Raw genomic sequence first — 25,133 nt, 5'->3', positions numbered from 1 at the left:
CTTCCTCTAAAAAATATGACATGCATCACAACCACGTATACTTAAACACTGATCATTAACTTCTAAAATACAAGGTCCTTTAAATAAACATTTTTGCTTAATTTTCACATCTGTCCCGTAATTTAAACCTAACGTATTTAAACGTTGTAACATATGCTGATTTTTGATGTTTAGCTCTTTAATTTTATAACGTTTTTCCAAAGTCGCTGTCTCGATATTTAGCATAGTCATCACTCTTTCTTAATTGTAAATAATAAGCGTTTTCAATTATACAACTTAGTTTTGTACTATAAAAGAGTTTTAGAGTTTAATTTTGTGGACATTTTGTTAAAAAATATTGCAATGTTCATAGATTTCAATAAACTTATAATAAAATTTATCAGAAATATATATTAACCTTGAATTTAGGGTATAGATAAGTGAGCAAAAACATTGTATATTTACACTTAAGGTATTACACTCGAATCAAACTTGAAATGAAGCGGTCCAGTTTTTTAGATATTTTGATTCGTAAATATAGTTTTTAATACATAAAAATAAAGACACCAAGACGATTTGTATTCAATCCAATCAGTAGTAATATGTAAATAGTTTATAGGCATTAAGGATTTGTAAAATGCGCATAATGTAGGAGGGATTCAAATGGTTATTCGTGAAAATAAACGTATCAAAGTCAAAAGATTAAATGAAACACGTTCTAGCGGTATTTCTGTGATGATTGAGGAAGGCGGACTGGGAGCCGATCAATATTATCAAATAGAAAAGCAAAACACGGAAACTTCAGAAGAGCATTTACACCAATTTGAAAATGAAGTTCGTGAAAAGAGTGACATTGAACTTATAGATTTATTAGTTGTAAATGCAAAAGAAAATACCAATACGGATTATAATGAAGCGTTGCAAATAATTCAAGAAGAGATACTGGACCGCATGAAATAGTGATTAAAGTCATACAATTGAATAATAAAATGAGCATATGAAGGCTATTGATAGGGAGTAATTAGAACTATATCAGTAGCCTTTTTAGTATGATAGGCTGTCTAAAGTACGTCTATAATGTTAAAAATGATGAGAAATATCAATGAGAACATAAAAAAGGAACGGGAAAACGAAATCAAAAGTTGAAATTTGATTTCGTTTTCCTATTCCCATAAGACTGACTAGATATCAGACTGCTACTGTGTAATTGTTAGGTGGTACTTTTTTGTGCGTGCTTTCCAGCAGCTCAGCTTTAGCGTGTAGTCTTCGGCTGATGCTTTCTCCACAGGAGTCGGTCTAAATCACTAACATTTTTATAACAATGAACAAATCAATTAAAAATATAAGGCTTGCCTCCTACGAAATATAGGAGACAAACCTTTAAAATTATATACTAACCCAAAGTACAGCTTTTTAGTTCTGTACACATTTGATTTGTCTATGTTCTGTTATAGCATAATATATTTGTATTTTTGTTAACCATTTAATTCTAATGGATTAGGTCCAATTCTCTTATTTTCATTTAATGCATCAATACGTTCCATTTGATTAGCTGTTAATGAGAAATCAAAGATATTAATGTTTTCTTCTATTCTATGAGGTGTAATTGATTTAGGAATCGTTACGACACCATGTTCTATATTCCATCTAATAACAACTTGTGCTGGAGATTTTCCAATTTCTGCTGCAATCGCATTGATTGTTTCATCTGTTAAAATCTCCGCGTTCATTAGTGGAGACCATGACTCCATGTATATAGATTCAGTATCTAGGTAAGTTCTTAATTCTTGTTGTGTAAAGTAGGGATGAAATTCGACTTGATTGATGACAGGTTTAATAGAAGTTTGTGATTTTAACACTTCTAAATGCTCAATATTGAAGTTACTTACACCAATATTTTTAACTTTTCCTGATTCATATAAAGCTTCCATCCCTTTCCAAGTTTCAATCATGACAGACTCATCTGTACCCGGCCAATGAATAAGATAAAGATCTAAGTAGTCTAGACCTAAGTTATCTATAGAAGTTTGGTACCCTTGTTCTACATTGTCTTTGCCAAAGCTATCAAACCAAAGTTTTGATGTAATAAACAAATCTTCTCTTCGAATATCGGCTGCAGCCATACCTTCTTGTATACCACGGCCCACCATTTCTTCATTTCCGTAAACTAATGCGGCATCAATACTGCGATAGCCGTTAATAATTGCATGCTTCACTGCATCTTTTGCAGTGTCATCATTTTCTACTCTAAAAACACCTAAACCAAGTTGAGGCATAGTATTACCATTATGAAAATCAATATATTGCATAGTTGTTCTCCCTTTTCTGTTTTTGATTTAAAATTATTTTCAAATAATGTTTATATTAATTATATTACCGTTGATTGATTAGAAATGTAAGTACGCACTTTAAAGTAACCTAGGTATCTATTTTATGAATAATCATATTTTCAATTGATTTTTTAAATCGATGTGATTATAATATAGGTATAAAAAATATGACCATTTAGTTCACCAAGCCCTCACTATTCGCTATAATAGTGAGGGCTTTTTATGGTGTGGCTTACGCTATCGCCTATTGTTTTTCGCCACGATTACGAAGCCATTGCGTAAACATGGTAATGATGCAACCACTGATGATTGTGGCTAAGACATTTATAAAAAATATGCCCATTCAGCTCATCTCCTCTCAACGTCTAAATTGACGCCTGAGAGATAGGCGACATCCATATTATATAATAGAAAGTCGACGCTTTTATCATATGTTTGAGTTTGTCACTTTATCTTCAAATATTTCCTCAATTATACAAATTAAAACGAATATCATTCTCAATTTATTTAATTTCTTCTTAAAACAACATGTACATTGTATTAGAAAATCATTATACTTAAAAACATGTTTATTTTTAAAACAACAAGGAGTTAGACAAAATGAGTATCATTAAAAGAGTATTTCGGAAAGAAGATTTATCCCGTTATCAAAATAAAGATTCAAATTTAGAACGTACACTTCGTGTGAGAGACTTTTTAGCATTAGGTGTCGGAACGATTGTATCGACTGCTATTTTCACACTACCAGGTGTTGTTGCTGCAGATCATACAGGACCTGCTGTAACACTGTCATTTTTAGTATCAGCTATAGTAGCGGCACTCATAGCTTTCGTATATGCAGAGATGGCTTCAGTGATGCCATTTGCAGGTTCGGCTTATACTTGGATTAGTATATTATTCGGCGAGTTTTTTGGTTGGATAGTAGGGTGGGCGCTCATTGCAGAGTATATTATTGCAGTTTCTTTTGTAGCGTCAGGCTTTTCAGCCAATTTAAGAGGGCTTTTAGACCCCTTCGATATATCATTGCCAAACGCTTTATCCAATTCACTTGGAACTAACGGTGGCATAATGGATATTATTGCAGCAATTGTAATTATTATCACAGCACTCTTGTTAGCGAGAGGTGCATCAGAAACAGCACGCGTACAAAATATACTTGTTGTGTTAAAAATATTAGCGATTTTCTTATTTCTTATTGTAGGTTTATCTGTTATTAATCTTGGAAACTACATACCGTTTATTCCTGAATATAAAGAAACAGCAGCAGGTGCCTTTGGTGGTTGGCAAGGTATATACGCAGGGAGTTCAGTTATTTTCATTGCTTATATCGGTTTTGATTCTATTGCAGCCAATTCCGGAGAAGCAATTAACCCACAGAAAACAATGCCTCGAGGTATCTTAGGGTCACTACTTATTGCAGTTGGATTATTTGTTGCTGTATCACTCGTGTTAGTAGGTATGTTTGATTACTCAGCATACAAAGATAACGCAGAACCAGTAGGTTGGGCATTACGTATGAGTGGACACGGCACAGTTGCTGTTATCGTACAGGCTGTCTCAGTTATAGGTATGTTTACGGCACTTATTGGTATGATGCTTGCGGGTTCACGTTTGCTTTATTCATTTGGCCGTGATGGCATTCTTCCGGCTTGGATAGGCAAGTTAAATACCAAGAATCAACCTAACCGTTCTTTAGTCATATTAACAATTGTCGCAGTCGTTATCGGATCTGTATTTCCATTTGGATTTTTAGCGGAATTGATTTCGGCAGGTGCGCTCGTCGCATTCATGTTTGTGACAATTGGAATTTATGCATTACGCAAAAGAGAAGGTAAAGATTTACCAGAACCAGCATTTAAATTACCATTTTATCCTGTTATGCCGATATTTATTTTTATCTGTGTATTTGCAGTGTTTTGGGGATTAAGCGGACAAGCTAAATTCTATACATTGATTTGGTTTATTATTGGTATTGTATATTATTTATTTTATGCCATTAAGATGAATGGTCAGCAGAAATAGATAGCTAATTATTGGTAAATGTGTAAATACGTATTATACCTTTAGGCTTTATAAAATACATGAAAATCCCTTTCACTAGTAGCTAAAGTGAAGGGGATTTTATCAGTTTTTGATAGCATATCCTAAATTATGTTGGTGAAATAAACTGCAATACTTTCTAAGTTGTTCTGAATATATTCGTTTTATATCCACCAACTTCTAAATCGACTGAGAACATGTGGCCTGCCATGGGTTCTTGGTATTTTTCATAATCATTTAATGGTGCCAATGCCGTAGTCATAAATAAAGTTTTTAAATTTTCTCCACCGAATGCACAAGATGTAACGGTAGAAGTTGGTAAAGTAATACTGTCTATCCATTTTTTCTGGAAAGGGTCAATTTTTGCTACTACGCCGCCTTTGAATAAAGCAACATACAACATGCCTTGTTGATCAATTGTCATGTCGTCGGGTAAGCCATCTGATTCTTTAAAAGTATAAACAGTCTCTTCATTTGAAATTTGACCGGTTTTCGAATCATAATTAAATTGACTCACGGATTGGTTAGCAGAATCGATATAATACATAATATTTCGAACAGGGTCCCAATCAAGCCCATTAGAAAGTGTTACTTTCTCTTTTGCTGTTTCAATATTAGAAAAATCCTTTTCTACGCGATAAAGCCTAGCGATTTGTCCATGAAATTCAGTTTGAGTGCTATCTTGGCTTTCTTTAAACAATCTAAAATCATCATTAACTGTACCTGCCCAAAGTCTACCTAGAGGGTCACACTTAGCATCGTTTAAAAGTATTTTGTTATTTAAATCCATTGGTTTGAAAATCTCTTTTAACGTTTCTTCTTCTAAATTATACAGATAAAATCCATCTTTCATAATCACTATAAGTTCATTTTGTGAGTATTTTGCAAGTGACATTGGAGATTTTTCGAGTTGGTAAAAAGTATATTGATTAGTTTGAGGATAATATGCGCGAATTTTATTCTCTACATTATCTATCCAAAATAAACTTTGATTTTCATCGTCCCATAAAGGACCTTCTGCAAAAGTTGATTGTACACTTTCTTGTAGTAATTTGGCTTGCATGATGTTCCTCCTAATTTTTTCTATAAAAGTGTCTTATAGGAAAAGCACCTTGTAGTAAACAGATTGTTGATAAATGAAATTACCTAAAAGGTTTCTAATCTCATACTATCAATATTTAATCTTGAATTACCAATATTGCTAAGTAGCACATAGCAAAGTTGTTTATAATTTAATTAATAAAGGTAAAGAAAGCATAGTTAAGCGTACTTTGATTTTCTAAAAGGTGGATTGTGAATTTATATGACCAATAAAGACAAAAAAAGAAAATTTGATAAAGAAGATAAATTTAGTATTATGACTATTATTCTAGATATATTACTTTCAATAATTAGAGGCTTAATCACTGTGATAAAAAATATATTTTCATAACAACATCCGATCAAAAGCGCTTAACAGTTTATACTCTGTTAAGCGCTTTTGATATATTTCTATTCATTTAATTAAAGATGCTATTTGACAATGTGAAAATTAAAATATATCATTTAAGTATATACTTAAATGATTAAATGAAAGGCTGAAGGTGGGATTTATGAGAGACGTTTTCAAAGCGTTATCAGATAATACTAGAAGAGATATTTTGGAAATGCTTAAAGATAACAAATTAACAGCAAGTGAAATTGCGAATCACTTTGATATGAGTCAAGCAAGTGTGTCACAGCATTTAAAAGTATTGAAGTTTAACGATTTAGTCTATACAGAAAGGCAAGGAAAGTATATTTATTATCACTTGAATTTATCCGTTTTTGAGGAAGTTATTAAATGGATTGTTCAATTTAATAAAGAATAAATAGGAGGGTACGCTTTTGAAAGAAGTACTGAGACAGTCAAAAACAAGTTTATCTATCATTATTTTAGCAATTGTAACATGGTTAATTGCACTACCATTTTTACCTAATTCTATTCCAATGCAATACAATTCAAATGGAGATGTAAATTGGTCAGCTAATAAATTTTTAGCTTTCATAACAATGATTGGGATTATGATTTTTTGTTATATCATTACTAATATCAAAATATTTAAAGATAAAAATCAAACGACCTTTTCGAATAACGAATCTTTGAATCGATTGCTTAATCCATTAGTACATGGATTTATATATATAATTTCGATGGTTATGATTTTCAGTGCTTTAGGACAATCTGTATCTGTAGAATTTTTAGTTTCAATTTTTTTAGGTATTTTATTAATTATTGTAGGTAATTATTTACCCAAAGCGCCTAGAAATGGTTTGTTTGGTATTAAAAATAAATGGGTTAAAAGTAGTGAAGCAGTTTGGAAAAAGGCCCAAAGGTTTAGTTCGCGTGTTTATATCAGTGTTGGTTTAGCATTTTTAATCTTAGGTTTATTTAGTGTAATTAATTCAGTTATAACTATAGCTTTATGCATTATTTTAATTCTGTTACCATTTTGCTATTCATATTATTTATATCAAAAATTTGTTGCTGAATAATTGGAAAATTTATCCATAAAAAACACTCGTTTACTAATATTATAGTAAGCGAGCGTTTTAATGGTGCCATGTACTATAACTAGTTGAGTAGATTATAAATGAAGTGAGTAAGATAAGTTTCCATGAATGCTGAGATAATGTATAAGGGTAGTGCAATTAATATATAAACTTTCAATAAATTAGTTATAGCTATTTTAAAAGAAAGATTTGGTTTATTATTATTTCTGAAAATATTTGTGATTTTTCTTATTATTGATTTGTTCAGTTTATATAATCCACTGATAACAAAACACATTGCTAGTATTTCTATTATTGAGTGTGGAAAAGATGAAATAACCATTGTGCTGCCTTTATATAAATCAAAATGAACAACAAAACCAAATACAATACCTGTCATTATCGTCGTTGATAATAGGTTTACATAGTATAGAAAAGGAATAGGGAGCAATGATAGTATAAACATTTGTAAAGGCACTCTAAAACCGTTATTTATTATGTATTGCCAAAGTTTATTTAAACCATAAGCTTCAGATATACCTTTATGTGATGAACTGCCTAAGCTTTTCAAAGTTTCATAGGATGGGCTAAAAATAATGGCTAAAATAAAAGTAAGGATAAAAATAATAACAGTTATAATATAAATTTTTATCGATCTCTTAAAATAATTAGAATCTTTGATATTCAGCATAAGAACCTTTCTCTTTTCATTTATTTAACTTTTTTATTTTAATGATTCATAGCTATCTTTCTTTTTCTTATTCATAGCTTTAACAAAAATCGGATAAAAAAGTAATAAACAAACGACTAACATTTTAGGTAACATATGTGACTTCCTCCTTTGATTCATGTAACATACAAAATTTTTTAACTAATAAGCACATTTATTACAAGCATAGCTAGACCAAAGTAAATATAAATCGGTTTAACTTTCTTTTTATTTAATAGAGAAAGTTGAATCATTGCTATTCCTAATAATATTAAAGTTCCTTCAAAATTTGACAGTTCAATAATTTTTAAAAGCCCTATGACTGCAAATATAATTAATAAAACGCTATTTAACATTAAAAACATAGCGGTTATTTTCTTCTTTAATCCTTCTGACTCGTTACGATCTATGAATAAAAACCACAAACTTATGGCGATACCATAAATTAGTGCAAGTATTTCTATCATTACGTTCATCATCTCCTTCTTTTCCTTTTCTTTTTATATTGATTTACTGCATATTTATAAACAGTCATTATAAATGCGAATAAAATAGTCGTTAGAATAGTTTTGATAATGTTATATTCATTTATAAAAATTAGGAGCAGTATGCTAAATATAATAAAGAATACGATTAAATTAAATATAAAATATTTAAGTAAGTTCATATGATATACTCCTCTGATTCATTTAATTGTCACTGTTTTAATTATTGTTATTTTCTGGTTTTAAAAAGATAAAGCAATAATAGATAGAAATTACCCAGGAAATACTTACAAATATAAGTACTATATAGTCTTTATCTGCAATGAATTTGGCTACAGCAATAGCTACTAAAATAGTAAATAAAATCATGGCTATAATAGTTATTAACTCAATTATTTTCATTTTATATAATCTCTTTGACGCTTTTGACTATTCTCCGAGTTATTACGCCTTTTTGGAGCGACAATATCACTTAAGATACCGATAGCAGCAAAGCTTAATACGAATGCTAGTGACCAACCAGAAGAAATCCAGTCAGTCGACAGTAATAATATGCCGTAAGCGATGGCATATATACATAGCCCTATATGCATGTAAAATCTTAATTTAGTTCTATTCATATTTTTAATTGCCTCCAAACAATTACTTTATCAATTAATACCAAAACAAAAATTAAAAAACACTTTATAATTAAATTAACATGAATCTATTGGTTTTAATACTTAATTTTACATATATTGTTAGAAATATAATGCTTAAAAAGATAATAATAATTGCTTATGTAATATAAATATTGCTATATTATTCCATCTAAAAGACAGATTTGTAAAAGTAGATACTATATATTTTTTTGAAATTTCCTTTTTAATTCAAAATTAATATCATATAGGACTTATGAATAAAAATATAGTCTACTTTAAATTTTAATTTTTTTATAAGGGCAAAACTTTGAATTTCAAGAAATTTAAGCGTAATCTACGTTTTTGACACCGTTTACATATTATAAAGAAAGAGGTAAGCAAATGGATATTGAAGTCTTGAAGGATTATGTTAACACTGGTCAACTTTCAGTAGGCATTGAATTTGGTTCGACAAGAATTAAGACTGTAGCAATTGACCCCCATTGCAATACAGTTTCTACAGGTTCTTATGAATGGGAAAATCAATATGAAAATGGTTACTGGACTTATTCAATGAATGATGTCTGGGTAGGTATTCAAAAAAGTTATAATGAAATGGCTCAAAAAATTAAAAATTTATGCGGTATACCTATCACTAATTTGTCATCTTTAGGCATTAGTGGAATGATGCATGGTTATTTAGTTTTTGATAAAAATGATGACTTATTAGTACCTTTTAGAACATGGAGAAATAACAATGCGAATGAAGCCGCTAAATTATTACGAAATGATTTTAATGTAAATATCCCTGAACGTTGGAGTATTGCCCAACTATACCAATCAGCTTTAAACAACGAAGATCATGTATCCAAAGTAAAATATATGACAACGTTAGCTGGTTATGTTCATTGGTATTTAACAGACAAAAAAGTGTTAGGTATAGGCGATGCATCTGGTATGTTTCCAATTAATACTGATAAAAAAGAGTTACGCGAAGATTTAATGGAGCGCTTTAACACACTATTTCAAGGATTAGGGTATCAACAAGATATTAAAGATATTCTGCCAGAAGTAATTGTAGCAGGTGAGTCAGCGGGATATTTAACAGAAACAGGTGCAAAATTGATTGACCCAAATGGCCAGCTGAAATCAGGTTGCCCAATGTGTGCTCCTGAGTCCGATGCAGCTACTGGTATGGTTGCTACAAATAGTGTCGCTCCTAAAACAGGCAATGTTTCAGCGGGAACAAGTATCTTTTCGATGATTGTATTAGAGCAACCAATTAAAAATGTATATCCAGAAGTAGACATAGTAACAACACCAGATGGTTATGATGTTGCTATGGTTCACGCGAATAATTGTACTTCTGATATTAATGCATGGATTGGACTTTTTGAAGATGTATTTAGAATAATGAATGTGAAATACGATAAAAATGAGTTGTTTACAAAGTTGTTTGAAAGCGCTTTTAATGGAGACGAAGATCTAGGCAAGCTATTATCATACGGATATATCTCAGGTGAATTTATAACAGATGTAAAACAAGGTTATCCAATGTTTTTACGTCATGTTAATAGCGATTTCAATATAGAAAACTTTATGAAAACACATATTTTTAGTGCTTTTAGTACTTTGAAAATAGGTATTGATTTATTAAAAGAAAAAGAAAATATTCAAATAGATACCATGTTAGGTCATGGAGGTATTTTTAAAACAGAAAAAGTAGCGCAATCGTTTTTAGCAGCAGCATTAGAGAGTCCGGTTAGTGTGATGAAGACAGCAAGTGAAGGCGGCGCATGGGGGATAGCTGTATTAGCACGATATTTGGTAGAAGAACAGCATAATAATTTAACCGATTATTTAAGTATCCACGCTTTTAAACATACTGAGCAATTTACTATAGAGCCTAACGAGAATGATATAAAGAGCTTTAAAAAATACATTCAACGTTTCAAATCATCTCTTCAACTGGAACAACAAGTAGATGAACACGCTTAATGTAAGTGTTAGTTACAGTGAATAAAGCATATTTTAATACATAGGAGAGATTAGTGTGGAATCATTAAATGCAGATAAGCCGAAGCAATTTTTAGGTTTACCGAGAACTTTGATTTGGGGTTATGTTGCAATAGCCATCTTTATGTCAGGTGATGGAATAGAGCAGGCCTTTTTATCTAAGTACATTGTTAATATTGGGTTTGAAGCCCATCAAGCTTCTACCGTTTTAACGCTTTACGGCTTAGTAGTAGCAATCGCATCATGGCTTTCTGGTATTTTAGCAGAAATTTTTAGTCCAAGAAAAATTATGATATTAGCTTTCATTATTTGGATTGTCTTTCATGTTGGTTTCTTAACTTTAGGTATAGAGCAGCATAGCTATACAATGATGCTGATCATGTATGGTATCCGTGGCTTCGCATATCCAATGTTTATTTATAGTTTCGTTGTGTGGATTACTTATTCAGCACCACGACATCGTTTAGCTTCTGCGATGGGATGGTTTTGGGCCATGTACTCTGTTGGTATAGGTTTCTTAGGAACATATATACCTAGCTTTTCCATTCCTTGGATTGGCTTTATGGGAACATTGTGGTCATCAATAATCTTTATTTTAATCGGTGGATTGATGGCGATGTTCTTAGTTAAAGATAAAAAAGGTGAAGACAAAGAAGCTGATAAATTAACAGCAAAAGAAATGTTAATTGAGTTTGCTAGAGGTATTACCATTTTGAAAAATCCTCAAATAGCAATTGCAAGTGTTGTTAGAACCATTAATCAATTAGCCCTCTTTGGCTTAGTCGTTATTATGCCGATTGTATTTACAGACACCGTAGGATTTACAACATCAGAATGGTTACGTATATGGGGTCTCATGTACATTGTAACTATTTTCACTAATCTATTTTGGGGTGTTGTTGGTGATAAGATCGGTTGGGTTAGACAAGTTCGGTGGTTTGGGTGTATAGGTATGGTTATTTCAACATTAGCCTTTTATTACTTACCTATTTGGTCAGGACCTAATATTTGGATTGCTGGCAGTGTAGCTGTTATGTTCGGTTTTGCTGTAGCAGCTTTTGTACCGATGTCTGCGATTTTCCCTATTTTAGAACCTAATCATAAAGGTGCTGCGGTATCTATTCATAATTTATCCGCAGGCTTAAGTAACTTCATTGGCCCTGCTATTGCAACAATAACAGTTCCTATAGCAGGGCCTGAATTAACTATTTGGACATATGCAATTATTTATTTTATAGGATTTATTTTAACTTTCTTTATGAAAGTTAACCAACCTAATCATTAATTATAGAAAGGTGATATATTATGACAAACGTTTTAGAACAATTTAAATTAGATGAAAAAGTAGCAATCGTAACAGGAGGCGCAATGGGTCTAGGTAAATCAATGGCTACAGCATTAGCGCAAGCAGGTTCACATATAGTTATTGCAGATATAAATATAGCGGTAGCTGAAGAAACAGCAGAAGAAATTAAGAAAAACGAAAATGTTGAAGCAATTGGATTAAAAGTTGATGTTACAGATCCTGATGCAGTTAATAAAATGGTTGAAGATGTTTTAGGACAATTTGGTAAAGTTGATATTTTAGTAAATAATGCAGGGATGACGATTAATGCAAAAGCAGAAGAAATGTCATTTGAAGATTGGAATAAGGTTATCAATTTAAACTTAAATGGCATCTTTTTAGTAGCACAAGCTGTTGGTCGTGTCATGATTAAACAAGGATATGGTTCAATCATTAATACATCTTCAATGTCAGGTTTAATTGCGAATAAACCCCAAGAGCAAAGTTCTTATAATGCTTCTAAAGCTGGAGTAATCATGTTAACGAAAAGTTTAGCAATGGAATGGTCAAAATATAATATCAAAGTTAATACTATTGCACCTGGCTACATGAAAACAGAACTAACAAAACCATTCTTTGATCAAGGTGGAGAAATGAGCGAAGATTGGATGGGCTTCACACCAATGGGACGTCCTGGTATGCCAGACGAACTAGGTGGTATTGTTGTTTATTTAGCATCAGATGCATCTTCATTTGCACAAGGTAGTGTATTTACTATTGACGGTGGTTATACGGCACTTTAATTCAACATATGATAATTATTAAATAGTAGAAATTACTTCAAAGTATCTAATATGAAGCTAAGACATCATACATGTCTTAGCCTCATTTATTATGTCGGGGTAGCTGACTGCTTTGAAAATGCACTTATATTAAGCTTTTAAAGAATCACTACCTCATTTATGAATACAAGTAGTTCTTATGCAAGATCTGTAACTCATATACGAAAAGTAATAATGGCGATATATATTCTAAAGTGGAACCATTGGAAACTATGCACAAATCAATATAGATAGTCTAAGGTAGCTCATAGAGTTACCTTTTTGATTTGGATTTTATTAATGACTTTCAGTCAATAGTTCCATTATAATTTGAATTTTCCTAAAGAATATAGCCTTATACTTAATTAATTTATTGAAAACACTATCAACAATTCTTCTATTATTTGTAACTTTTCTTAAATATGCACAAATCTTTGTATTAATTATGTAAACGATTACAAATATAATGAGGACAAATCAATTTTAGTAGGAGGACATCAGTTATGGATAGTTGGTTAGGTTTAGAAAGTAAAATTATAATTGTTACAGGTGGGAGCTCAGGCATAGGCAATGAAATCGTTAATAACTTATTAGATAATGGCGCGGTTGTTTATAATGCAGATCTGAAAAATAGTGAAGTAAATAATGAAAAATACAATTTTTTACAAGTAGATGTAACAAATAGAGACATCGTACAAAATGCTGTAGATGAAGTTTATTCCAAAGAAGGTAAGATAGATGTTTTAATCAATAATGCGGGTATTAACTTACCACGTGTATTAGTGGATGAGAAAGAAGAACATCCTGAATACGAAATCAATAACAAAGATTTGGACTTTATGTTTGATGTAAACCTAAAAGGTCCTATCTGGTTCAGCCAAGCAGTTGCTAAATATTTTATTCAACAAGAACATGGCCACATTGTTAATGTTTCAAGTGAAGCGGGACAAGAAGGTTCTGAGGGTCAAAGTATATATTCAGCAACTAAAGCTGCATTAATTGGTTTAACTAGAAGTTGGGCTAAGGAGTTAGGCAAGCACAATATTAGTGTTGTTGCTATAGCACCAGGAATAATTGAAGAAACTGGATTACGCACCTCTCAATATGAAGAGGCATTAGCGTATAGTCGAAATACAACTGTAGATAAATTAAATGGGGATTATTCTAAATCCATTCCTCTAAAAAGAGTGGGGCAATTGAAAGAAATTGCTGATTTAGTATGTTATTTGAGTTCTACCAAATCAAGTTATATCACTGGTACAACAATTAACATTTCAGGTGGTAAATCCAGAGGGTAACCCCATAAAATAGGGGGAAATTATGAAATTAAGTGAAAAACATATAAAAATAGTTGAATTACTGCTCAATGACAATATTTCTATCGAGAAATTATCATTTAACATAGAAGTTTCAGAAAAGACTATTTTAAATTATATAAAACAAATTAATCATTATTTTGATGGTTTGGTTGTTATATCTAAATATCATAGAACTCTAACGCTTTATATTAAGAAAGAGCAAGCGTTTTTTAATCACTTTGAAGATTTAGTGAGAAATAATGAGGAAAATAACTTTTCTAATTATAACGCCATGGTTGATATATTTTTTCAAATACTAAAAAATCATCCCATTACTATTGATGATCTTGCAGAGTATTATTTTATGAGTAAAACGAGCGTGAATAATTTATTGAGTAATCTCAAAATAGAAATAGATGGATACGATGTTTCAGTCATTGGTAAAACCAATGTAGGTTTATCTATCGGTGGGTTTGAGTATGATATTCGAAAATTAATTATTGAGAAATTCATGGATCGGTATAACAATACTGAAATAGAGGATAAATTATCTATACATCTAACTAAACTTCGCGAGACGTTAAAGCTTGATGAACAATCTTATAATCGTTTTCTTGTTTCTATATTGGTGACAATAGAGCGAATAGAAGAAAGTGAACTCATAGATGATGATATCACTTTAGACAATCATATTTTCTCTTCAAATGACTATAAGGAAATACTTTTTATTCGAGATTATTTGAATGAAAAATATACAAATATTGATGTAGATAAAGAGATGATTTTAATCGTCATACAATTAATGGGACGACGTGCCTCTATATTAGATGAATTAATTTCATCCACAGATGAAGCACTAATTAATCGTATTATTTCAAACACAGTAGATGACGTTATTGAAAACTTTGCAATAGAAATAGATTATTCGTTATTTACCAAAGATATACGGTTACATATAAAACATTTAATCAACCGTATGCTTTTTGACATTAGACTTAATAACGAAATTTCTTATGATATGAAACAACGTTTTCCCTTTGCTTATGAATTGTCAAAAGTATTAGGTGAAAATATCACGAAAGAGATTGGTTTGGATGTTTCAGAACAAGAATTAGGATTCTTAACCATTTACTTCAGTATTTATTTGGAGCAATTAGAACAAGAATTAAATGAAATTTCTAATATTGCAATAGTGACAGATTATGGATTAAGTACCCTTAAACTGTTGAAAAATAATTTGTATAAAGTTTTTGGATCGAACATCAATATTACTACGATTGAAAAGGTAGAATTTAATGAACATGTAGTAAATGACTATGAGCTAATCATATCAACGACTAAAGAAAACAGACTTTTCAATAGAGTTATTTATATAGAAGATGCATTCGATGAACAATTATTAAAACTCAAAGTAGAACAATTTTTAATCTATAAAGATTTAAAAAGTAAAACTATTTTTAACAAAAGTGTCATTGTTGACAGCATGTCTGATAACGATTTGCATTATATAAATGAACTACTTAGTTATGAAGAAGTAATTGGGAAAATGGTAGATATTTTATATCACGAAAATAAAGTTGAGGACACTTTCAAAGCACATATTATCGAAAGAGAAAAAAGAAAATCTACAGTTAATAAAAATCTAGGTTTCCCACATGCTAGTCAAAATAGAGAAGGTATATATATCAAGGTCGCAATTTTAGAAAAAGGGTGTATTGATTATCCTGAATTAAAAATTGTCGTACTTATAGCTACTCCTGAAAGAGTTGTAAATGAAGCATTATTAATTCGAACGTATGAGGAAATATTGAATTTATCAACAAATGCATTTTTAATTAATAAGTTTTCTGAGAAAACTACCTTTGCTGATTTTGCACAATTATTAAATCAAGAAATGAGGAATTAAGTTATGTTTTTCATAATACTCATCGTATTAGCTGCAGTTGGTTTTGTTGTTCAATATTTATTGGGACTTTTGCAGATAAAAAATTTCACGAAAAATTATACAGATTTACGTAGTAATGGTCGCGTGGCGATTGGGAGAAGACCTTCAATATTTAAAGCAGGAACATTGGTTTTATTCCAATTAAACGGAAAAAATGAAATTGAAGAAGGCCGTTACATGCAAGGGGTAACAGTATTTTCTAAGTTTCGTAAGCTAGAAGGGTTAGAAGGTTTTAAATTAAATAAAGTTACTGATAAAGATTTGAAAAATTATAATAAATTACTAGTTAAAGCAATATTAGATGCTCAACACACACTCAATATTATTGATAAAGGTGGAGAAATTGAAAAAATTCCATCGCCTTTGATGAAAGCAGTTAAAAAGGTAAACAAATTATTTAAAAATGAAAGGGGTATGAAACATGGATTACATCGTTAAATTCGCAGAAGGATTTATAAAATTATTCCAAACGGGCGCGGATACATTTATTGATTGGATGGGGACAATAGTTCCATTAGTACTTATGTTATTAATAGCTATGAATACTCTAATTCAACTGATAGGTGAAGACCGTATTAATATTATTGCACAAAAATCAGCACGTAACCCATTTATGAGATATTTAGTTTTACCATTTTTAGGATCATTTATGTTAGCAAATCCGATGGTTCATTCATTAGGAAGATTTATGCCAGAAAAATACAAACCGAGTTATTATGCATCTGCAGCACAGTTCGCTCATACAAGTAATGGTATATTTCCACATATAAACCCAGCTGAATTATTTATTTTCTTAGGTATTGCCAATGGAATACAACAATTAGGTTTACCAACAGCTGACTTAGCAGTGCGTTACTTATTAGTAGGTTTAGTTATGAACTTTATTGGTGGTTGGATTACTGATTTCACAACAAGTTACGTAGAAAAGCAACAGAAAGTTAAACTGAGTAAAGAAATTAATTTGGAAGGTTGAGGTGAAAAAAATGAGTAAACAAGTAGAAATCGTAAAAGGTTCTGGAGGATTTGGTGGTCCACTGAAAATTGCTGTAGCAGGCAAAAAGAATAAATTAGTTTATATAACTGGTGGGCATAAACCTGCAGTTGTGGATAAAATTGCTGATATTACAGGAGCAGAAATTGTTAATGGATTTGAGACATCAGTGCCAGATGAAGAAGTAATGGCAACTGTTATAGATTGTGGTGGGACACTAAGATGTGGTATTTATCCTAAAAAAGGAATACCTACTATTAATATTATGGCTACAGGCAAAAGTGGACCATTGCGTCAATATATTACGGAAGATATTTATGTTTCTAACGTAGATGAAGGACAAGTATCAGAAGTGTCGGAAACAGAAGAAACATCTTTGAGTGAGAGTACAACTCAAAAAGATAATACATCAGCTGAAAAGGTAGATGGCACTTATTCTAAAGATAAAAAAATTATGGAAACACGAGAAGGAGAAGTAAACAAGTCATTCTTAACTAAAATTGGTTTGGGTGCAGGAAAGGTTATAAACACTTTTTACCAAGCTGCTCGTGATGCTGTAGATACAATGCTACATACCATACTTCCATTTATGGGATTCGTAGCTTTATTGATTGGTATTATCCAAGGATCTGGTATCGGTGACCTTTTCGCAGAAATTATGTCACCTCTTGCTGGAAATATATGGGGGCTATTAGCTATAGGATTCATTTGTTCATTGCCATTCTTAAGTCCTTTGTTAGGCCCAGGTGGGGTTATTGGCCAAGTTTTAGGTACTTTAATAGGTGTGGAAATTGGTAAAGGCAACATTCCTCCGAATTTAGCATTACCAGCTTTGTTTGCAATTAACACACAAAATGGTGCTGATTTTATCCCTGTAGGTTTAGGATTAGCAGAAGCGGAAACGAAAACAATCGAAGTAGGCGTTCCCTCTGTTTTATATTCAAGGTTCTTGAATGGTATGCCTCGTGTATTTGTAGCTTGGATCGCAAGTTTTGGATTATATAAATAAATTGAAGAAAGGGTTTTAAAATTGTATAAAACGTTAGTAAAAAAAATCGGGCAAGATGCAGGAGCATTTGAAGAAGAAAAAATGATTATATTATTTGGAGACAATGCCCCTGAAGAATTAGCAGATTACTGCTATATTATTGAAGTGCAATCTGTTGAAGATAGTATTACTGAGGAACAAAATTTTTATATAGATAATACAGCATTTGATATTACCAAAGTAGGTTCAGCAGTTAATAAAAATTTAAATGATTTAGGTCATATAACGGTGAAATTTGATGGCGGCACAGTGGCAGAGCAATCTGGCACACTATATGTTGAAGATAAAGATATTCCAATTATTAAAGAAGGTTCAGAGATAGTAATTAAGTAATTTCAATTAATTCCCGGGAAATAATCTACTAACTCATAGTTTTGTTTATGTTAATTTTGAGTATAGTTAAGAGTCATTTAAATCCTTAAGGTAATTTGAGGCAATTCCTGACTAGTTAATAAAGAAATAGTTGAAACTTATTTCCAACTAAACTATGCACAAATCAATATAGACAGTCTAAGGTAGCTCATAGAGTTACCTTTTTTATTTGGATTGACGTATCAAATAAAGATAAATATTATCGTTTTCATTTATAAACCGATACAATTATCTTAATTATGATTAAAGGGGAATTTACAATGGATATTAAACTGATTGTTGCGGACATGGATGGAACATTTTTAAATAATGAAAGTCAATTTAATAGTGAATCATTTCAATTATTAAAAGAAAATTGCGAGAAACACAATGTTCGGTTTGTGTTTTGTACGGGGAAACAGTGTGAGCGTGTCGAAAGTATTATTGGGGATTTAGCACAAGATACGTTTATCGTAGGAGATAGCGCAACAAGAATTAAATTTAACGGTGATTTTATTTATAATGCCACGATTGAAAATAGTAAAGCTAAAGAAATTATTCAAGTAATTAAAGATATTGATCCAGCGCAAACTGTACTTGCATGTACCGCATCTGGTGCATATGTCTTACAAGATACACAAGAATCAGAGAAGATATTGGTACATGGCTCATTCCAAAATGTAATTTATATTAATAGTTATGATGAAATTGAAGAAGATATTTTAAAAATTTCTGTACACGATGCAACAGGTAAGTGTAAAGAGACTGCAAAGCAGATTAAACACTATGAGTCAGAGGTTTATATCATCGCATCTGATGAAGAATGGATTGATATTGCAGATTTAGGGGTTAACAAGGGAACAACTATTAACCGAATTCAAAGTTTACTTCAAATCAGTCCAGCAGAAACAATTGCATTTGGCGATGGCTTAAACGATATTGATTTATTTAAAGCAGCGAAATATAAAGTGGCCATGGATAATGCATACCCAGAGTTGAAAGCAGAAGCCAATTTAATAGCTATAAATAATAATGCTGATGGCGTAGTACAAACATTGAATTTATTACTAAATTTTAAATAATAAATATATATAATAGTTTTTAACAATAAGTAGTTGTTTGTGTGATATTATCTATCTAGTACATATGTTTTTTAAATATATGAATTATATAAGATGGAGGCATAGAACATCATGAGTACGAAACAACAATCTGGCAACAAATTAATTTTAGCTATTGTATTAAGTGTATTAACGTATTGGCTGTTTGCTCAATCGTTTATAAATATATCTACGCCAGTGCAACAAACATATCAAACAACGCCAGGTATTATTAACTTATCAGTGAGTATCACTTCTTTCGCAACTGGTATCTTTATGGTGGGCGCAGGTGATGTGTCAGACAAAATAGGGCGACTCAAAATGACCTATTTGGGCATCATTTTAAGTATTATCGCCTCATTATTAATTATTATTTCTGATATTACGGCACTACTTATTATAGGGAGAGTCATTCAAGGTATATCAGCAGCCATACTCTTACCTGCAACAGTAGGTGTGCTGAAAGATCAATTTGAAGGTAAGGATTTACGTAAAGCGATTAGTTACTTAATGATTGGTACTGTTGGAGGCGTAGGTATCGCTTCATTGGTTGGTGGATTTATCGCTACATATATCAATTGGCAGTCTAACTTCATCTTGTCTATTATTATCGCTATCATAGCATTTGTACTATTACTTGGTACGAAAGAAGAAGCTAAGGAAGTAATCGATAATCGACCATTCGACTATATAGGTATGTTAATCTTTGCCGTTTTAATAGGGAGCATCACCTTATTTGCAACGCAAGGCTTTGAACAAGGCTGGACGAGTCCTTTTTCAATTACTTGTGGTAGTGTATTTATTATTTCTGTAATTGTATTTTACTTTTTTGAACGTCGAAAGCGTGCCCCATTTATTGATTTTGCATTATTCCGTAACCGTGGGCTCGTTGGGTCATCTTTGGTTAACTTTGTACTTAATACAGGTATAGGGGTAACAACAGTATTTAATATCTATGCTCAGACAGAATTGGGCTTAACGCCGTTTCAATCAGGTTTAGTGACAGTGCCGTATGTCATCATGGCAGTGTTAATGGTTCGCTTAGGGGAAAAAATATCACTGCGTCATGGAGGTAAACCAATGTTACTTGTAGGACCATTATTTCCTGCAATAGGCATTATTTTCGCCAGTTTAACCGTATTGCCATCTGACTGGTATATTGTAGCTGTAACATTTGGTTTTGTTATTTTTGCTATTGGCAATGGTTTATGTGCGACACCTGGTTTAACTGTAGCTATTTTAACGATTCCAGATGAAAAAATTGGCCTAGCTTCAGGTCTGTATAAAATGACTTCTTCACTCGGTGGGGCGTTTGGCATTGCAATGAATACAACAATATTTGCGGCGGTACAAGTGACACATAGTGCAAGCGTGGCAGCGACTTGGTCTTTCATGGCAAGTATAATGTTAATGATCATTGGTGTGATTTTAGCCCAGATTATTATACCGAAAAATATAAAAGCTTAAACACTACGCGAAAAGCCAGTTGCATGAAGCAACTGGCTTTTTAATATTGTTTTTTATAATTGATTACCCTTATTCGGAATTGGGTTATTCTTGAAAACTTTAGCTAAGTGCATTGTATTATAGGCGAGCATTTCAACGTGTTTTTTAGTAAATGCGTTTACGTGCTCGATGTCTAAATAAGAAGGGCCTGGGCCTGCTTCACCAACCCAATAAGCATCAACATTTGGAGGTACTGTTAAGCCAATATGAGATAGGGCATATAGTATTGAAGCCGCGGCATTTTTTGCGCCATCTTCGTTACCAGTAATAATCGCACCGCCCACTTTATTATAAAAAATGGATTGACCGTCTTCATTGGTTAAACTTGTACTACCATAAAGACGTTCAATGGCAAGCGTTGCGATACTACTTTTCTCACCTAGCCATAAAGGTGTACCAATAATTAAAATATCTGCGTTTTTAATTTTTTCTAAAATGAAAGGCCATTCGTCGTCACCACCCATATCATCAGAGATGCCATAAGAAATATTATAATCACTTAATCGAATCATCTCACTCGCTACATTTTCTTTATGATAGATGTCAGTGACTTCTTGCGCTAACCCTTCTGTATTGGATAGTTCATCACCGTGTTTTAGAGATGCATTTAAAATAATTGCTTTCAAAATCATAACTTTGCCTCCATTTTATCTTTTTATTTTGAATAATAGAGAGAAGTAATAACTCATCTTATTGGAGTAAGACTAATTGTTATATAAAAATGGGTTATAAAATTTTTTAGAGCTTTGTTCATCATCTTTTTCACAATAATACCAATTTTTACAGTCATAATTAGAATCTTTCATTCGTTTTTTAGCATCTTCAAGCGTTTCTGGTGGGGCGGCTAATAAATTATCTCCTTTTTTCCAATTAGCAGGTGTGTTATCTCCTGTTTCATCAGAGGTCTTCATCGCTCTAGTAACACGTAAAAGTTCGTCGATATTACGACCAGTAGTCATTGGATAGTAAATCATGGCACGAACCACAGCATCATCATCGATAATAAATACTGCTCTTGAGCTTTCTGTATTATTTGATTCAGGCGCCAACATACCATAAGTTTCTGATATTACCTTGTTGGCATCTGAAATAAGTGGAAACTCAATTTGTACATCAAAAGACTCTTCGATACTGTTTAACCATGCCACGTGTGAGGCAAGACTATCTACACTTAAACCAACCAGTTTCACACCTAAATCTTGAAATTCCGAATATTGATTTTGTAATGCTACAATTTCTGAAGTACAAACTGGCGTAAAATCAGCTGGATGAGCAAATAACATCACCCAGTCATTTTTATAATCATCTAAAGTTATTTCACCTTGTGTGGATTGACCTTTAAAAAATGGAGCCTTTTCTCCAATGCGTGGCAGACGTTGTGTTTCGGAATGTAAATCTGAATTAAGTGGCATGTACATCACCTACAGTAGAAGGATGGTTGAAAAATTTCACTTGCATTTTATTTATATTCAAATTAAATAATGGCGTATTTTGATTGCCAACGATTTTGAATTCTGTCTTAAGATAAGAATTATTTTGATCAAAAGAATATTTCACTATATATTTATCGCCATCTTTAAAATACTCGTATTTGTAAAAAGTAGTTACTAAACGTGTGAGTTTTTTAAGTATTTATCTTTTATATAACGATTTACACCAAGGTGTCCTGTTTTTATATATAGTTTTTTTTTTAAAAGAGATAAATCTTTAGGGCATAATAAACTACAAAATAACTCTGGATCTTTTTTAATAATACTTTTTATAAAATCTTCTATACATTGTTCTATTTTCATAATTATCACACCTAAACTTTGAATTTTATATCGTAGCTTTGGAATTGAAAATTTAAAACTGTAATGGAAATTGTTAAAAAGGTTAAAAAAGTCGTTTATACAAAAGGAATATATTGAGTCGTTTGTTTATTAGACATGAACTTTAAAAGTTATATTGAAGATTGAGGAAATATGATTATTTTTTTTAATAAACTATATACTGTGAATGAGACTTAAATCTTCAAACACTTAAGAGAAATTACTTCTATGGTGTATATATTCCACAATTTTAATATATTAAACTTTTTGCAATAAATACGTATTATATTAATTTTTTGTGTATTTTTTTCAAGTTTAAACGTAAAAACAATCATGACAATGGATAAGACAATAAAAATGGAAATATGCCATTTGATTATTTTATTAGTTATGTATCAAGGGTAGGAATTCTAATATAAAAAAGTATGGAAAATTTTATATAAGAGAATGGATGGAATGAGGAGTGCCTGTGAATTAAGAGAGTCGGGATTTTTAGACAATATATTATCGAAAAATGTGTATGAGGGCGTACTCACCAGTTTCAAGATTAAAGCCACTTTGATAGTAAGCTAATAATTACTAAGTTAATATTTTTAAACTTATTGAAAGGAAATATGTTTGCAGATTTTCAGGTGGTATAATAGTGGTGTCGCCTTAACTTCCGGCGGTATTTTCGACGGAAGGAGGTGCTTAATATGCTTATGATCTTCGTTCACATCATTGCGCCAGTCGTTAGTGGCTGCGCAATTGCGTATTTTACTTACTGGCTTAGTAGTAAACGCAATAAGTAGAAGGCGACGATAAGCCGCATCAAAAAACCCCCTCACTACCGCAAATAGTGAGGGGTTGGTGCATATATGCATATAATCTTCGTTAAATATATTATAACATCATAGTGGAGAAGAACGCAAAATCATTTAATTAATATACATTAGTATTTTATCATTTAAGCGTACTAGATTAATTAGAAAATATCAGACTGCTTAAGTCCTTGTGGAAATATTTCTTCAAATTGCGCTTTTTTGATTGAAGAAGCATAAAGTCTTGAAGTTAGTAAAATACCTTCATACGTGATGTTACAAAGCCTTGCAGCTATCCTTTGCATATAAACTCCTTTTATATCAAGATAAAAATATGTTCACAAGAAAAATATAGTGGAAATAAGGGGGAAATAAAATGACTCAACATAATGAAATTATTAAAATTGCAGAAAAACATCAATTGCACATCAAACCTCAAACAATATCATTGAATGAATCAGGGCTAGATTTCCAAGTTGCGTTTGGAAAAGATGAACACGGAATAGAATGGGTTTTAAGACTACCAAGAAGACCTGACGTTTATAAACGAACAAAACCTGAAAAACAAATGGTAGACTTCTTACAAAAAAATGTTTCGTTTGAAGTACCGAAGTGGAAAGTACATACAAAAGATCTTATTGCTTATCCAAAACTTACAGGCAAACCCGCAGCCACAATAGATCCAGAAATACAAAATTATGTATGGGAAATTGAACACAAACCAGTAACAAAAAATTTTATTAACACATTAGCTGAAACACTCGTAGATTTACACAACATACCGGAGGAAAATATTACCGCACAGGATATAAATATCAAAACTATAGAAGAAATAAAAAATGATTTTCAAAGAAGAATGAATAAAGTTAAAGAAACTTATGGCGTAGCAGATGGATTATGGAACAGATGGAAACAATGGTTAGCAAACGACGAACTGTGGCCTCGACGTGCAACCATGATACATGGAGACTTACATCCAGGACATATAATGGTAGATAACCAAGCAAATGTTACAGGACTCATAGACTGGACTGAAGCAACTTACTCCGATCCATCAATGGACTTTATGGGATACCACCGTGTATTCGACGACGAAGGCTTAGAGCAACTCATAACAGCATACGGTAAAGCTGGAGGAGAAACATGGCCACGAATGAAAGAGCATATAATAGAACTCAATGCAGTATTCCCAATGTTTATCGCTGAGTTTGCTATGGAATCAGGAGAACCAGCGTATGAAAAAATGGCATTGCAAGAGTTAGGTATGGAAGAGTAGAAACATAAAATTTAGTCAGACATAACAATGTGCTTTATAGGGATAATTAAATATACAGCAAAGTGTAGTTAATATCTACATTCTCTAACCACTGATTATCAAAAGTTATATAAATAAAGAACGTTTAAATACTTAATTTTTAAGTGAAATCAGTGATGACTAACTTACCTTTGGTTTCATTGCTTTTCAATTTTTTAAATTATCCTTCCAT

Annotated in this window: 30 protein-coding genes; 17 read left to right on the top strand and 13 right to left on the bottom strand. The window is 31.7% G+C overall.

Annotated elements, in window-relative coordinates:
- Window positions 1-6: 6 nt before the first annotated feature.
- The gene (locus AOB58_RS08900) at window positions 7-225 is read right to left on the bottom strand and encodes a FeoA family protein (protein ID WP_064783312.1); all 219 of its coding nucleotides are present in this window, start codon (window positions 223-225) and stop codon (window positions 7-9) included.
- 417 nt (window positions 226-642) lie between these two features.
- On the opposite strand from AOB58_RS08900, the gene AOB58_RS08895 reads away from it, so the two are divergent.
- Window positions 643-939, top strand: coding sequence for a hypothetical protein (locus AOB58_RS08895; protein WP_002506200.1), 297 nt, complete (start codon window positions 643-645; stop codon window positions 937-939).
- A gap of 515 nt (window positions 940-1,454) precedes the next feature.
- On the opposite strand, the gene AOB58_RS08890 is transcribed toward AOB58_RS08895, so the two are convergent.
- On the bottom strand, window positions 1,455-2,288 hold the full coding sequence (locus AOB58_RS08890) for an aldo/keto reductase (RefSeq protein WP_002506199.1): 834 nt from the start codon (window positions 2,286-2,288) through the stop codon (window positions 1,455-1,457).
- 265 nt (window positions 2,289-2,553) lie between these two features.
- A complete protein-coding gene (locus AOB58_RS13590) occupies window positions 2,554-2,652 on the bottom strand; it encodes a type I toxin-antitoxin system Fst family toxin (protein ID WP_141768692.1) in 99 nt (32 codons plus the stop codon).
- A gap of 257 nt (window positions 2,653-2,909) precedes the next feature.
- Here AOB58_RS13590 and AOB58_RS08885 point away from each other — a divergent pair, with 257 nt between their 5' ends.
- The gene (locus AOB58_RS08885) at window positions 2,910-4,331 is read left to right on the top strand and encodes an APC family permease (protein ID WP_002506198.1); all 1,422 of its coding nucleotides are present in this window, start codon (window positions 2,910-2,912) and stop codon (window positions 4,329-4,331) included.
- Between the two features lie 157 nt (window positions 4,332-4,488).
- Here the strand turns inward: AOB58_RS08885 and AOB58_RS08880 are convergent, their stop codons facing one another.
- Window positions 4,489-5,412, bottom strand: a complete 924-nt coding sequence (locus AOB58_RS08880) for an SMP-30/gluconolactonase/LRE family protein (RefSeq protein WP_064783311.1) — start codon at window positions 5,410-5,412, stop codon at window positions 4,489-4,491.
- A 529-nt stretch (window positions 5,413-5,941) separates the two neighbouring features.
- Here AOB58_RS08880 and AOB58_RS08875 point away from each other — a divergent pair.
- Window positions 5,942-6,199: an autorepressor SdpR family transcription factor gene (locus tag AOB58_RS08875; protein WP_064783310.1), complete on the top strand. Its 258-nt coding sequence runs from the start codon at window positions 5,942-5,944 to the stop codon at window positions 6,197-6,199.
- A gap of 16 nt (window positions 6,200-6,215) precedes the next feature.
- Window positions 6,216-6,863, top strand: coding sequence for an SdpI family protein (locus AOB58_RS08870; RefSeq protein ID WP_002506194.1), 648 nt, complete (start codon window positions 6,216-6,218; stop codon window positions 6,861-6,863).
- A gap of 79 nt (window positions 6,864-6,942) precedes the next feature.
- Here AOB58_RS08870 and AOB58_RS08865 read toward each other — a convergent pair whose 3' ends face one another.
- From AOB58_RS08865 to AOB58_RS08845, 4 genes are all read right to left on the bottom strand, one after another.
- Entirely contained in the window at window positions 6,943-7,551 is a 609-nt protein-coding gene (locus AOB58_RS08865) for a stage II sporulation protein M (RefSeq protein ID WP_021339311.1), read from the bottom strand.
- A gap of 176 nt (window positions 7,552-7,727) precedes the next feature.
- Window positions 7,728-8,036 (bottom strand): hypothetical protein, encoded by a 309-nt coding sequence (locus AOB58_RS08860; RefSeq protein WP_002506191.1) that lies wholly within the window; start codon window positions 8,034-8,036, stop codon window positions 7,728-7,730.
- 237 nt (window positions 8,037-8,273) lie between these two features.
- On the bottom strand, window positions 8,274-8,456 hold the full coding sequence (locus tag AOB58_RS08850) for a hypothetical protein (protein ID WP_064783309.1): 183 nt from the start codon (window positions 8,454-8,456) through the stop codon (window positions 8,274-8,276).
- A complete protein-coding gene (locus tag AOB58_RS08845; RefSeq protein WP_021339306.1) occupies window positions 8,453-8,674 on the bottom strand; it encodes a hypothetical protein in 222 nt (73 codons plus the stop codon). Before AOB58_RS08845 ends, AOB58_RS08850 begins: the two co-directional genes overlap by 4 nt.
- Window positions 8,675-9,076: 402 nt before the next feature.
- Here AOB58_RS08845 and AOB58_RS08840 point away from each other — a divergent pair, with 402 nt between their 5' ends.
- The 11 genes from AOB58_RS08840 to AOB58_RS08790 all read left to right on the top strand — a co-directional run bounded on the left by AOB58_RS08840 (window position 9,077) and on the right by AOB58_RS08790 (window position 20,996).
- Entirely contained in the window at window positions 9,077-10,672 is a 1,596-nt protein-coding gene (locus AOB58_RS08840) for a xylulokinase (RefSeq protein ID WP_002506189.1), read from the top strand.
- A gap of 55 nt (window positions 10,673-10,727) precedes the next feature.
- Entirely contained in the window at window positions 10,728-11,975 is a 1,248-nt protein-coding gene (locus AOB58_RS08835) for an MFS transporter (RefSeq protein WP_064783308.1), read from the top strand.
- A 20-nt stretch (window positions 11,976-11,995) separates the two neighbouring features.
- The gene (locus AOB58_RS08830) at window positions 11,996-12,778 is read left to right on the top strand and encodes a glucose 1-dehydrogenase (protein ID WP_064783307.1); all 783 of its coding nucleotides are present in this window, start codon (window positions 11,996-11,998) and stop codon (window positions 12,776-12,778) included.
- 521 nt (window positions 12,779-13,299) lie between these two features.
- A complete protein-coding gene (locus AOB58_RS08825) occupies window positions 13,300-14,094 on the top strand; it encodes an SDR family oxidoreductase (protein ID WP_002506185.1) in 795 nt (264 codons plus the stop codon).
- Window positions 14,095-14,116: 22 nt separating this feature from the next.
- Window positions 14,117-16,000 carry a BglG family transcription antiterminator gene (locus AOB58_RS08820; protein WP_021339305.1) on the top strand — a complete coding sequence of 628 codons (1,884 nt, stop codon included), beginning with the start codon at window positions 14,117-14,119 and terminating at the stop codon, window positions 15,998-16,000.
- A 3-nt stretch (window positions 16,001-16,003) separates the two neighbouring features.
- On the top strand, window positions 16,004-16,477 hold the full coding sequence (locus AOB58_RS08815) for a transcriptional regulator GutM (protein WP_002506183.1): 474 nt from the start codon (window positions 16,004-16,006) through the stop codon (window positions 16,475-16,477).
- On the top strand, window positions 16,461-17,012 hold the full coding sequence (gene srlA / locus AOB58_RS08810; protein ID WP_002506182.1) for a PTS glucitol/sorbitol transporter subunit IIC: 552 nt from the start codon (window positions 16,461-16,463) through the stop codon (window positions 17,010-17,012). The genes AOB58_RS08815 and srlA overlap by 17 nt, the downstream gene beginning before the upstream one ends.
- 10 nt (window positions 17,013-17,022) lie before the next feature.
- Window positions 17,023-18,039 carry a PTS glucitol/sorbitol transporter subunit IIB gene (srlE, locus tag AOB58_RS08805; protein WP_064783306.1) on the top strand — a complete coding sequence of 339 codons (1,017 nt, stop codon included), beginning with the start codon at window positions 17,023-17,025 and terminating at the stop codon, window positions 18,037-18,039.
- A gap of 21 nt (window positions 18,040-18,060) precedes the next feature.
- On the top strand, window positions 18,061-18,411 hold the full coding sequence (locus tag AOB58_RS08800; protein WP_002506180.1) for a PTS glucitol/sorbitol transporter subunit IIA: 351 nt from the start codon (window positions 18,061-18,063) through the stop codon (window positions 18,409-18,411).
- A gap of 299 nt (window positions 18,412-18,710) precedes the next feature.
- Window positions 18,711-19,511, top strand: a complete 801-nt coding sequence (locus AOB58_RS08795; RefSeq protein WP_002511890.1) for a Cof-type HAD-IIB family hydrolase — start codon at window positions 18,711-18,713, stop codon at window positions 19,509-19,511.
- Window positions 19,512-19,619: 108 nt separating this feature from the next.
- Entirely contained in the window at window positions 19,620-20,996 is a 1,377-nt protein-coding gene (locus AOB58_RS08790) for an MFS transporter (protein WP_369965195.1), read from the top strand.
- 53 nt (window positions 20,997-21,049) lie between these two features.
- Here AOB58_RS08790 and AOB58_RS08785 read toward each other — a convergent pair whose 3' ends face one another.
- From AOB58_RS08785 to AOB58_RS13805, 4 genes are all read right to left on the bottom strand, one after another.
- On the bottom strand, window positions 21,050-21,667 hold the full coding sequence (locus AOB58_RS08785; protein WP_064783304.1) for a flavodoxin family protein: 618 nt from the start codon (window positions 21,665-21,667) through the stop codon (window positions 21,050-21,052).
- Window positions 21,668-21,739: 72 nt separating this feature from the next.
- Entirely contained in the window at window positions 21,740-22,447 is a 708-nt protein-coding gene (locus tag AOB58_RS08780; RefSeq protein ID WP_064783303.1) for a peroxiredoxin, read from the bottom strand.
- Complete coding sequence (locus AOB58_RS13810) at window positions 22,437-22,592, bottom strand: hypothetical protein (protein ID WP_233640603.1); 156 nt, start codon at window positions 22,590-22,592, stop codon at window positions 22,437-22,439. Before AOB58_RS13810 ends, AOB58_RS08780 begins: the two co-directional genes overlap by 11 nt.
- 50 nt (window positions 22,593-22,642) lie before the next feature.
- Window positions 22,643-22,828: a hypothetical protein gene (locus tag AOB58_RS13805; protein ID WP_237283143.1), complete on the bottom strand. Its 186-nt coding sequence runs from the start codon at window positions 22,826-22,828 to the stop codon at window positions 22,643-22,645.
- A gap of 713 nt (window positions 22,829-23,541) precedes the next feature.
- Between AOB58_RS13805 and AOB58_RS13585 the strand changes: the two genes are divergently transcribed.
- A complete protein-coding gene (locus tag AOB58_RS13585; protein ID WP_141768663.1) occupies window positions 23,542-23,637 on the top strand; it encodes a type I toxin-antitoxin system Fst family toxin in 96 nt (31 codons plus the stop codon).
- A 173-nt stretch (window positions 23,638-23,810) separates the two neighbouring features.
- Here AOB58_RS13585 and AOB58_RS13580 read toward each other — a convergent pair whose 3' ends face one another.
- Entirely contained in the window at window positions 23,811-23,951 is a 141-nt protein-coding gene (locus AOB58_RS13580; RefSeq protein WP_158649101.1) for a hypothetical protein, read from the bottom strand.
- 71 nt (window positions 23,952-24,022) lie between these two features.
- Between AOB58_RS13580 and AOB58_RS08770 the strand changes: the two genes are divergently transcribed.
- Window positions 24,023-24,922, top strand: coding sequence for an Mph(C) family macrolide 2'-phosphotransferase (locus AOB58_RS08770; protein ID WP_064783302.1), 900 nt, complete (start codon window positions 24,023-24,025; stop codon window positions 24,920-24,922).
- Window positions 24,923-25,133: the final 211 nt, after the last annotated feature.

The organism is Staphylococcus sp. AntiMn-1 (assembly GCF_001663395.1).
GTDB classification, from domain to species: Bacteria; Bacillota; Bacilli; order Staphylococcales; family Staphylococcaceae; genus Staphylococcus; species Staphylococcus equorum.
Note: the sequence above shows the minus strand (reverse complement) of the source record. Positions and strands in the feature narration are given on the sequence as shown.

Bases quoted from the DNA above. Each gene is read 5' to 3' on its own strand.
- AOB58_RS08900 (WP_064783312.1), bottom strand. From the start codon at position 225: ATGCTAAATATCGAGACAGCGACTTTGGAAAAACGTTATAAAATTAAA.
- AOB58_RS08895 (WP_002506200.1), top strand. From the start codon at position 643: ATGGTTATTCGTGAAAATAAACGTATCAAAGTCAAAAGATTAAATGAA.
- AOB58_RS08890 (WP_002506199.1), bottom strand. From the start codon at position 2,288: ATGCAATATATTGATTTTCATAATGGTAATACTATGCCTCAACTTGGT.
- AOB58_RS13590 (WP_141768692.1), bottom strand. From the start codon at position 2,652: ATGGGCATATTTTTTATAAATGTCTTAGCCACAATCATCAGTGGTTGC.
- AOB58_RS08885 (WP_002506198.1), top strand. From the start codon at position 2,910: ATGAGTATCATTAAAAGAGTATTTCGGAAAGAAGATTTATCCCGTTAT.
- AOB58_RS08880 (WP_064783311.1), bottom strand. From the start codon at position 5,412: ATGCAAGCCAAATTACTACAAGAAAGTGTACAATCAACTTTTGCAGAA.
- AOB58_RS08875 (WP_064783310.1), top strand. From the start codon at position 5,942: ATGAGAGACGTTTTCAAAGCGTTATCAGATAATACTAGAAGAGATATT.
- AOB58_RS08865 (WP_021339311.1), bottom strand. From the start codon at position 7,551: ATGCTGAATATCAAAGATTCTAATTATTTTAAGAGATCGATAAAAATT.
- AOB58_RS08860 (WP_002506191.1), bottom strand. From the start codon at position 8,036: ATGATAGAAATACTTGCACTAATTTATGGTATCGCCATAAGTTTGTGG.
- AOB58_RS08850 (WP_064783309.1), bottom strand. From the start codon at position 8,456: ATGAAAATAATTGAGTTAATAACTATTATAGCCATGATTTTATTTACT.
- AOB58_RS08845 (WP_021339306.1), bottom strand. From the start codon at position 8,674: ATGAATAGAACTAAATTAAGATTTTACATGCATATAGGGCTATGTATA.
- AOB58_RS08840 (WP_002506189.1), top strand. From the start codon at position 9,077: ATGGATATTGAAGTCTTGAAGGATTATGTTAACACTGGTCAACTTTCA.
- AOB58_RS08830 (WP_064783307.1), top strand. From the start codon at position 11,996: ATGACAAACGTTTTAGAACAATTTAAATTAGATGAAAAAGTAGCAATC.
- AOB58_RS08825 (WP_002506185.1), top strand. From the start codon at position 13,300: ATGGATAGTTGGTTAGGTTTAGAAAGTAAAATTATAATTGTTACAGGT.
- AOB58_RS08820 (WP_021339305.1), top strand. From the start codon at position 14,117: ATGAAATTAAGTGAAAAACATATAAAAATAGTTGAATTACTGCTCAAT.
- AOB58_RS08815 (WP_002506183.1), top strand. From the start codon at position 16,004: ATGTTTTTCATAATACTCATCGTATTAGCTGCAGTTGGTTTTGTTGTT.
- srlA (WP_002506182.1), top strand. From the start codon at position 16,461: ATGGATTACATCGTTAAATTCGCAGAAGGATTTATAAAATTATTCCAA.
- srlE (WP_064783306.1), top strand. From the start codon at position 17,023: ATGAGTAAACAAGTAGAAATCGTAAAAGGTTCTGGAGGATTTGGTGGT.
- AOB58_RS08795 (WP_002511890.1), top strand. From the start codon at position 18,711: ATGGATATTAAACTGATTGTTGCGGACATGGATGGAACATTTTTAAAT.
- AOB58_RS08785 (WP_064783304.1), bottom strand. From the start codon at position 21,667: ATGATTTTGAAAGCAATTATTTTAAATGCATCTCTAAAACACGGTGAT.
- AOB58_RS08780 (WP_064783303.1), bottom strand. From the start codon at position 22,447: ATGCCACTTAATTCAGATTTACATTCCGAAACACAACGTCTGCCACGC.
- AOB58_RS13805 (WP_237283143.1), bottom strand. From the start codon at position 22,828: ATGAAAATAGAACAATGTATAGAAGATTTTATAAAAAGTATTATTAAA.
- AOB58_RS13585 (WP_141768663.1), top strand. From the start codon at position 23,542: ATGCTTATGATCTTCGTTCACATCATTGCGCCAGTCGTTAGTGGCTGC.
- AOB58_RS13580 (WP_158649101.1), bottom strand. From the start codon at position 23,951: ATGCAAAGGATAGCTGCAAGGCTTTGTAACATCACGTATGAAGGTATT.
- AOB58_RS08770 (WP_064783302.1), top strand. From the start codon at position 24,023: ATGACTCAACATAATGAAATTATTAAAATTGCAGAAAAACATCAATTG.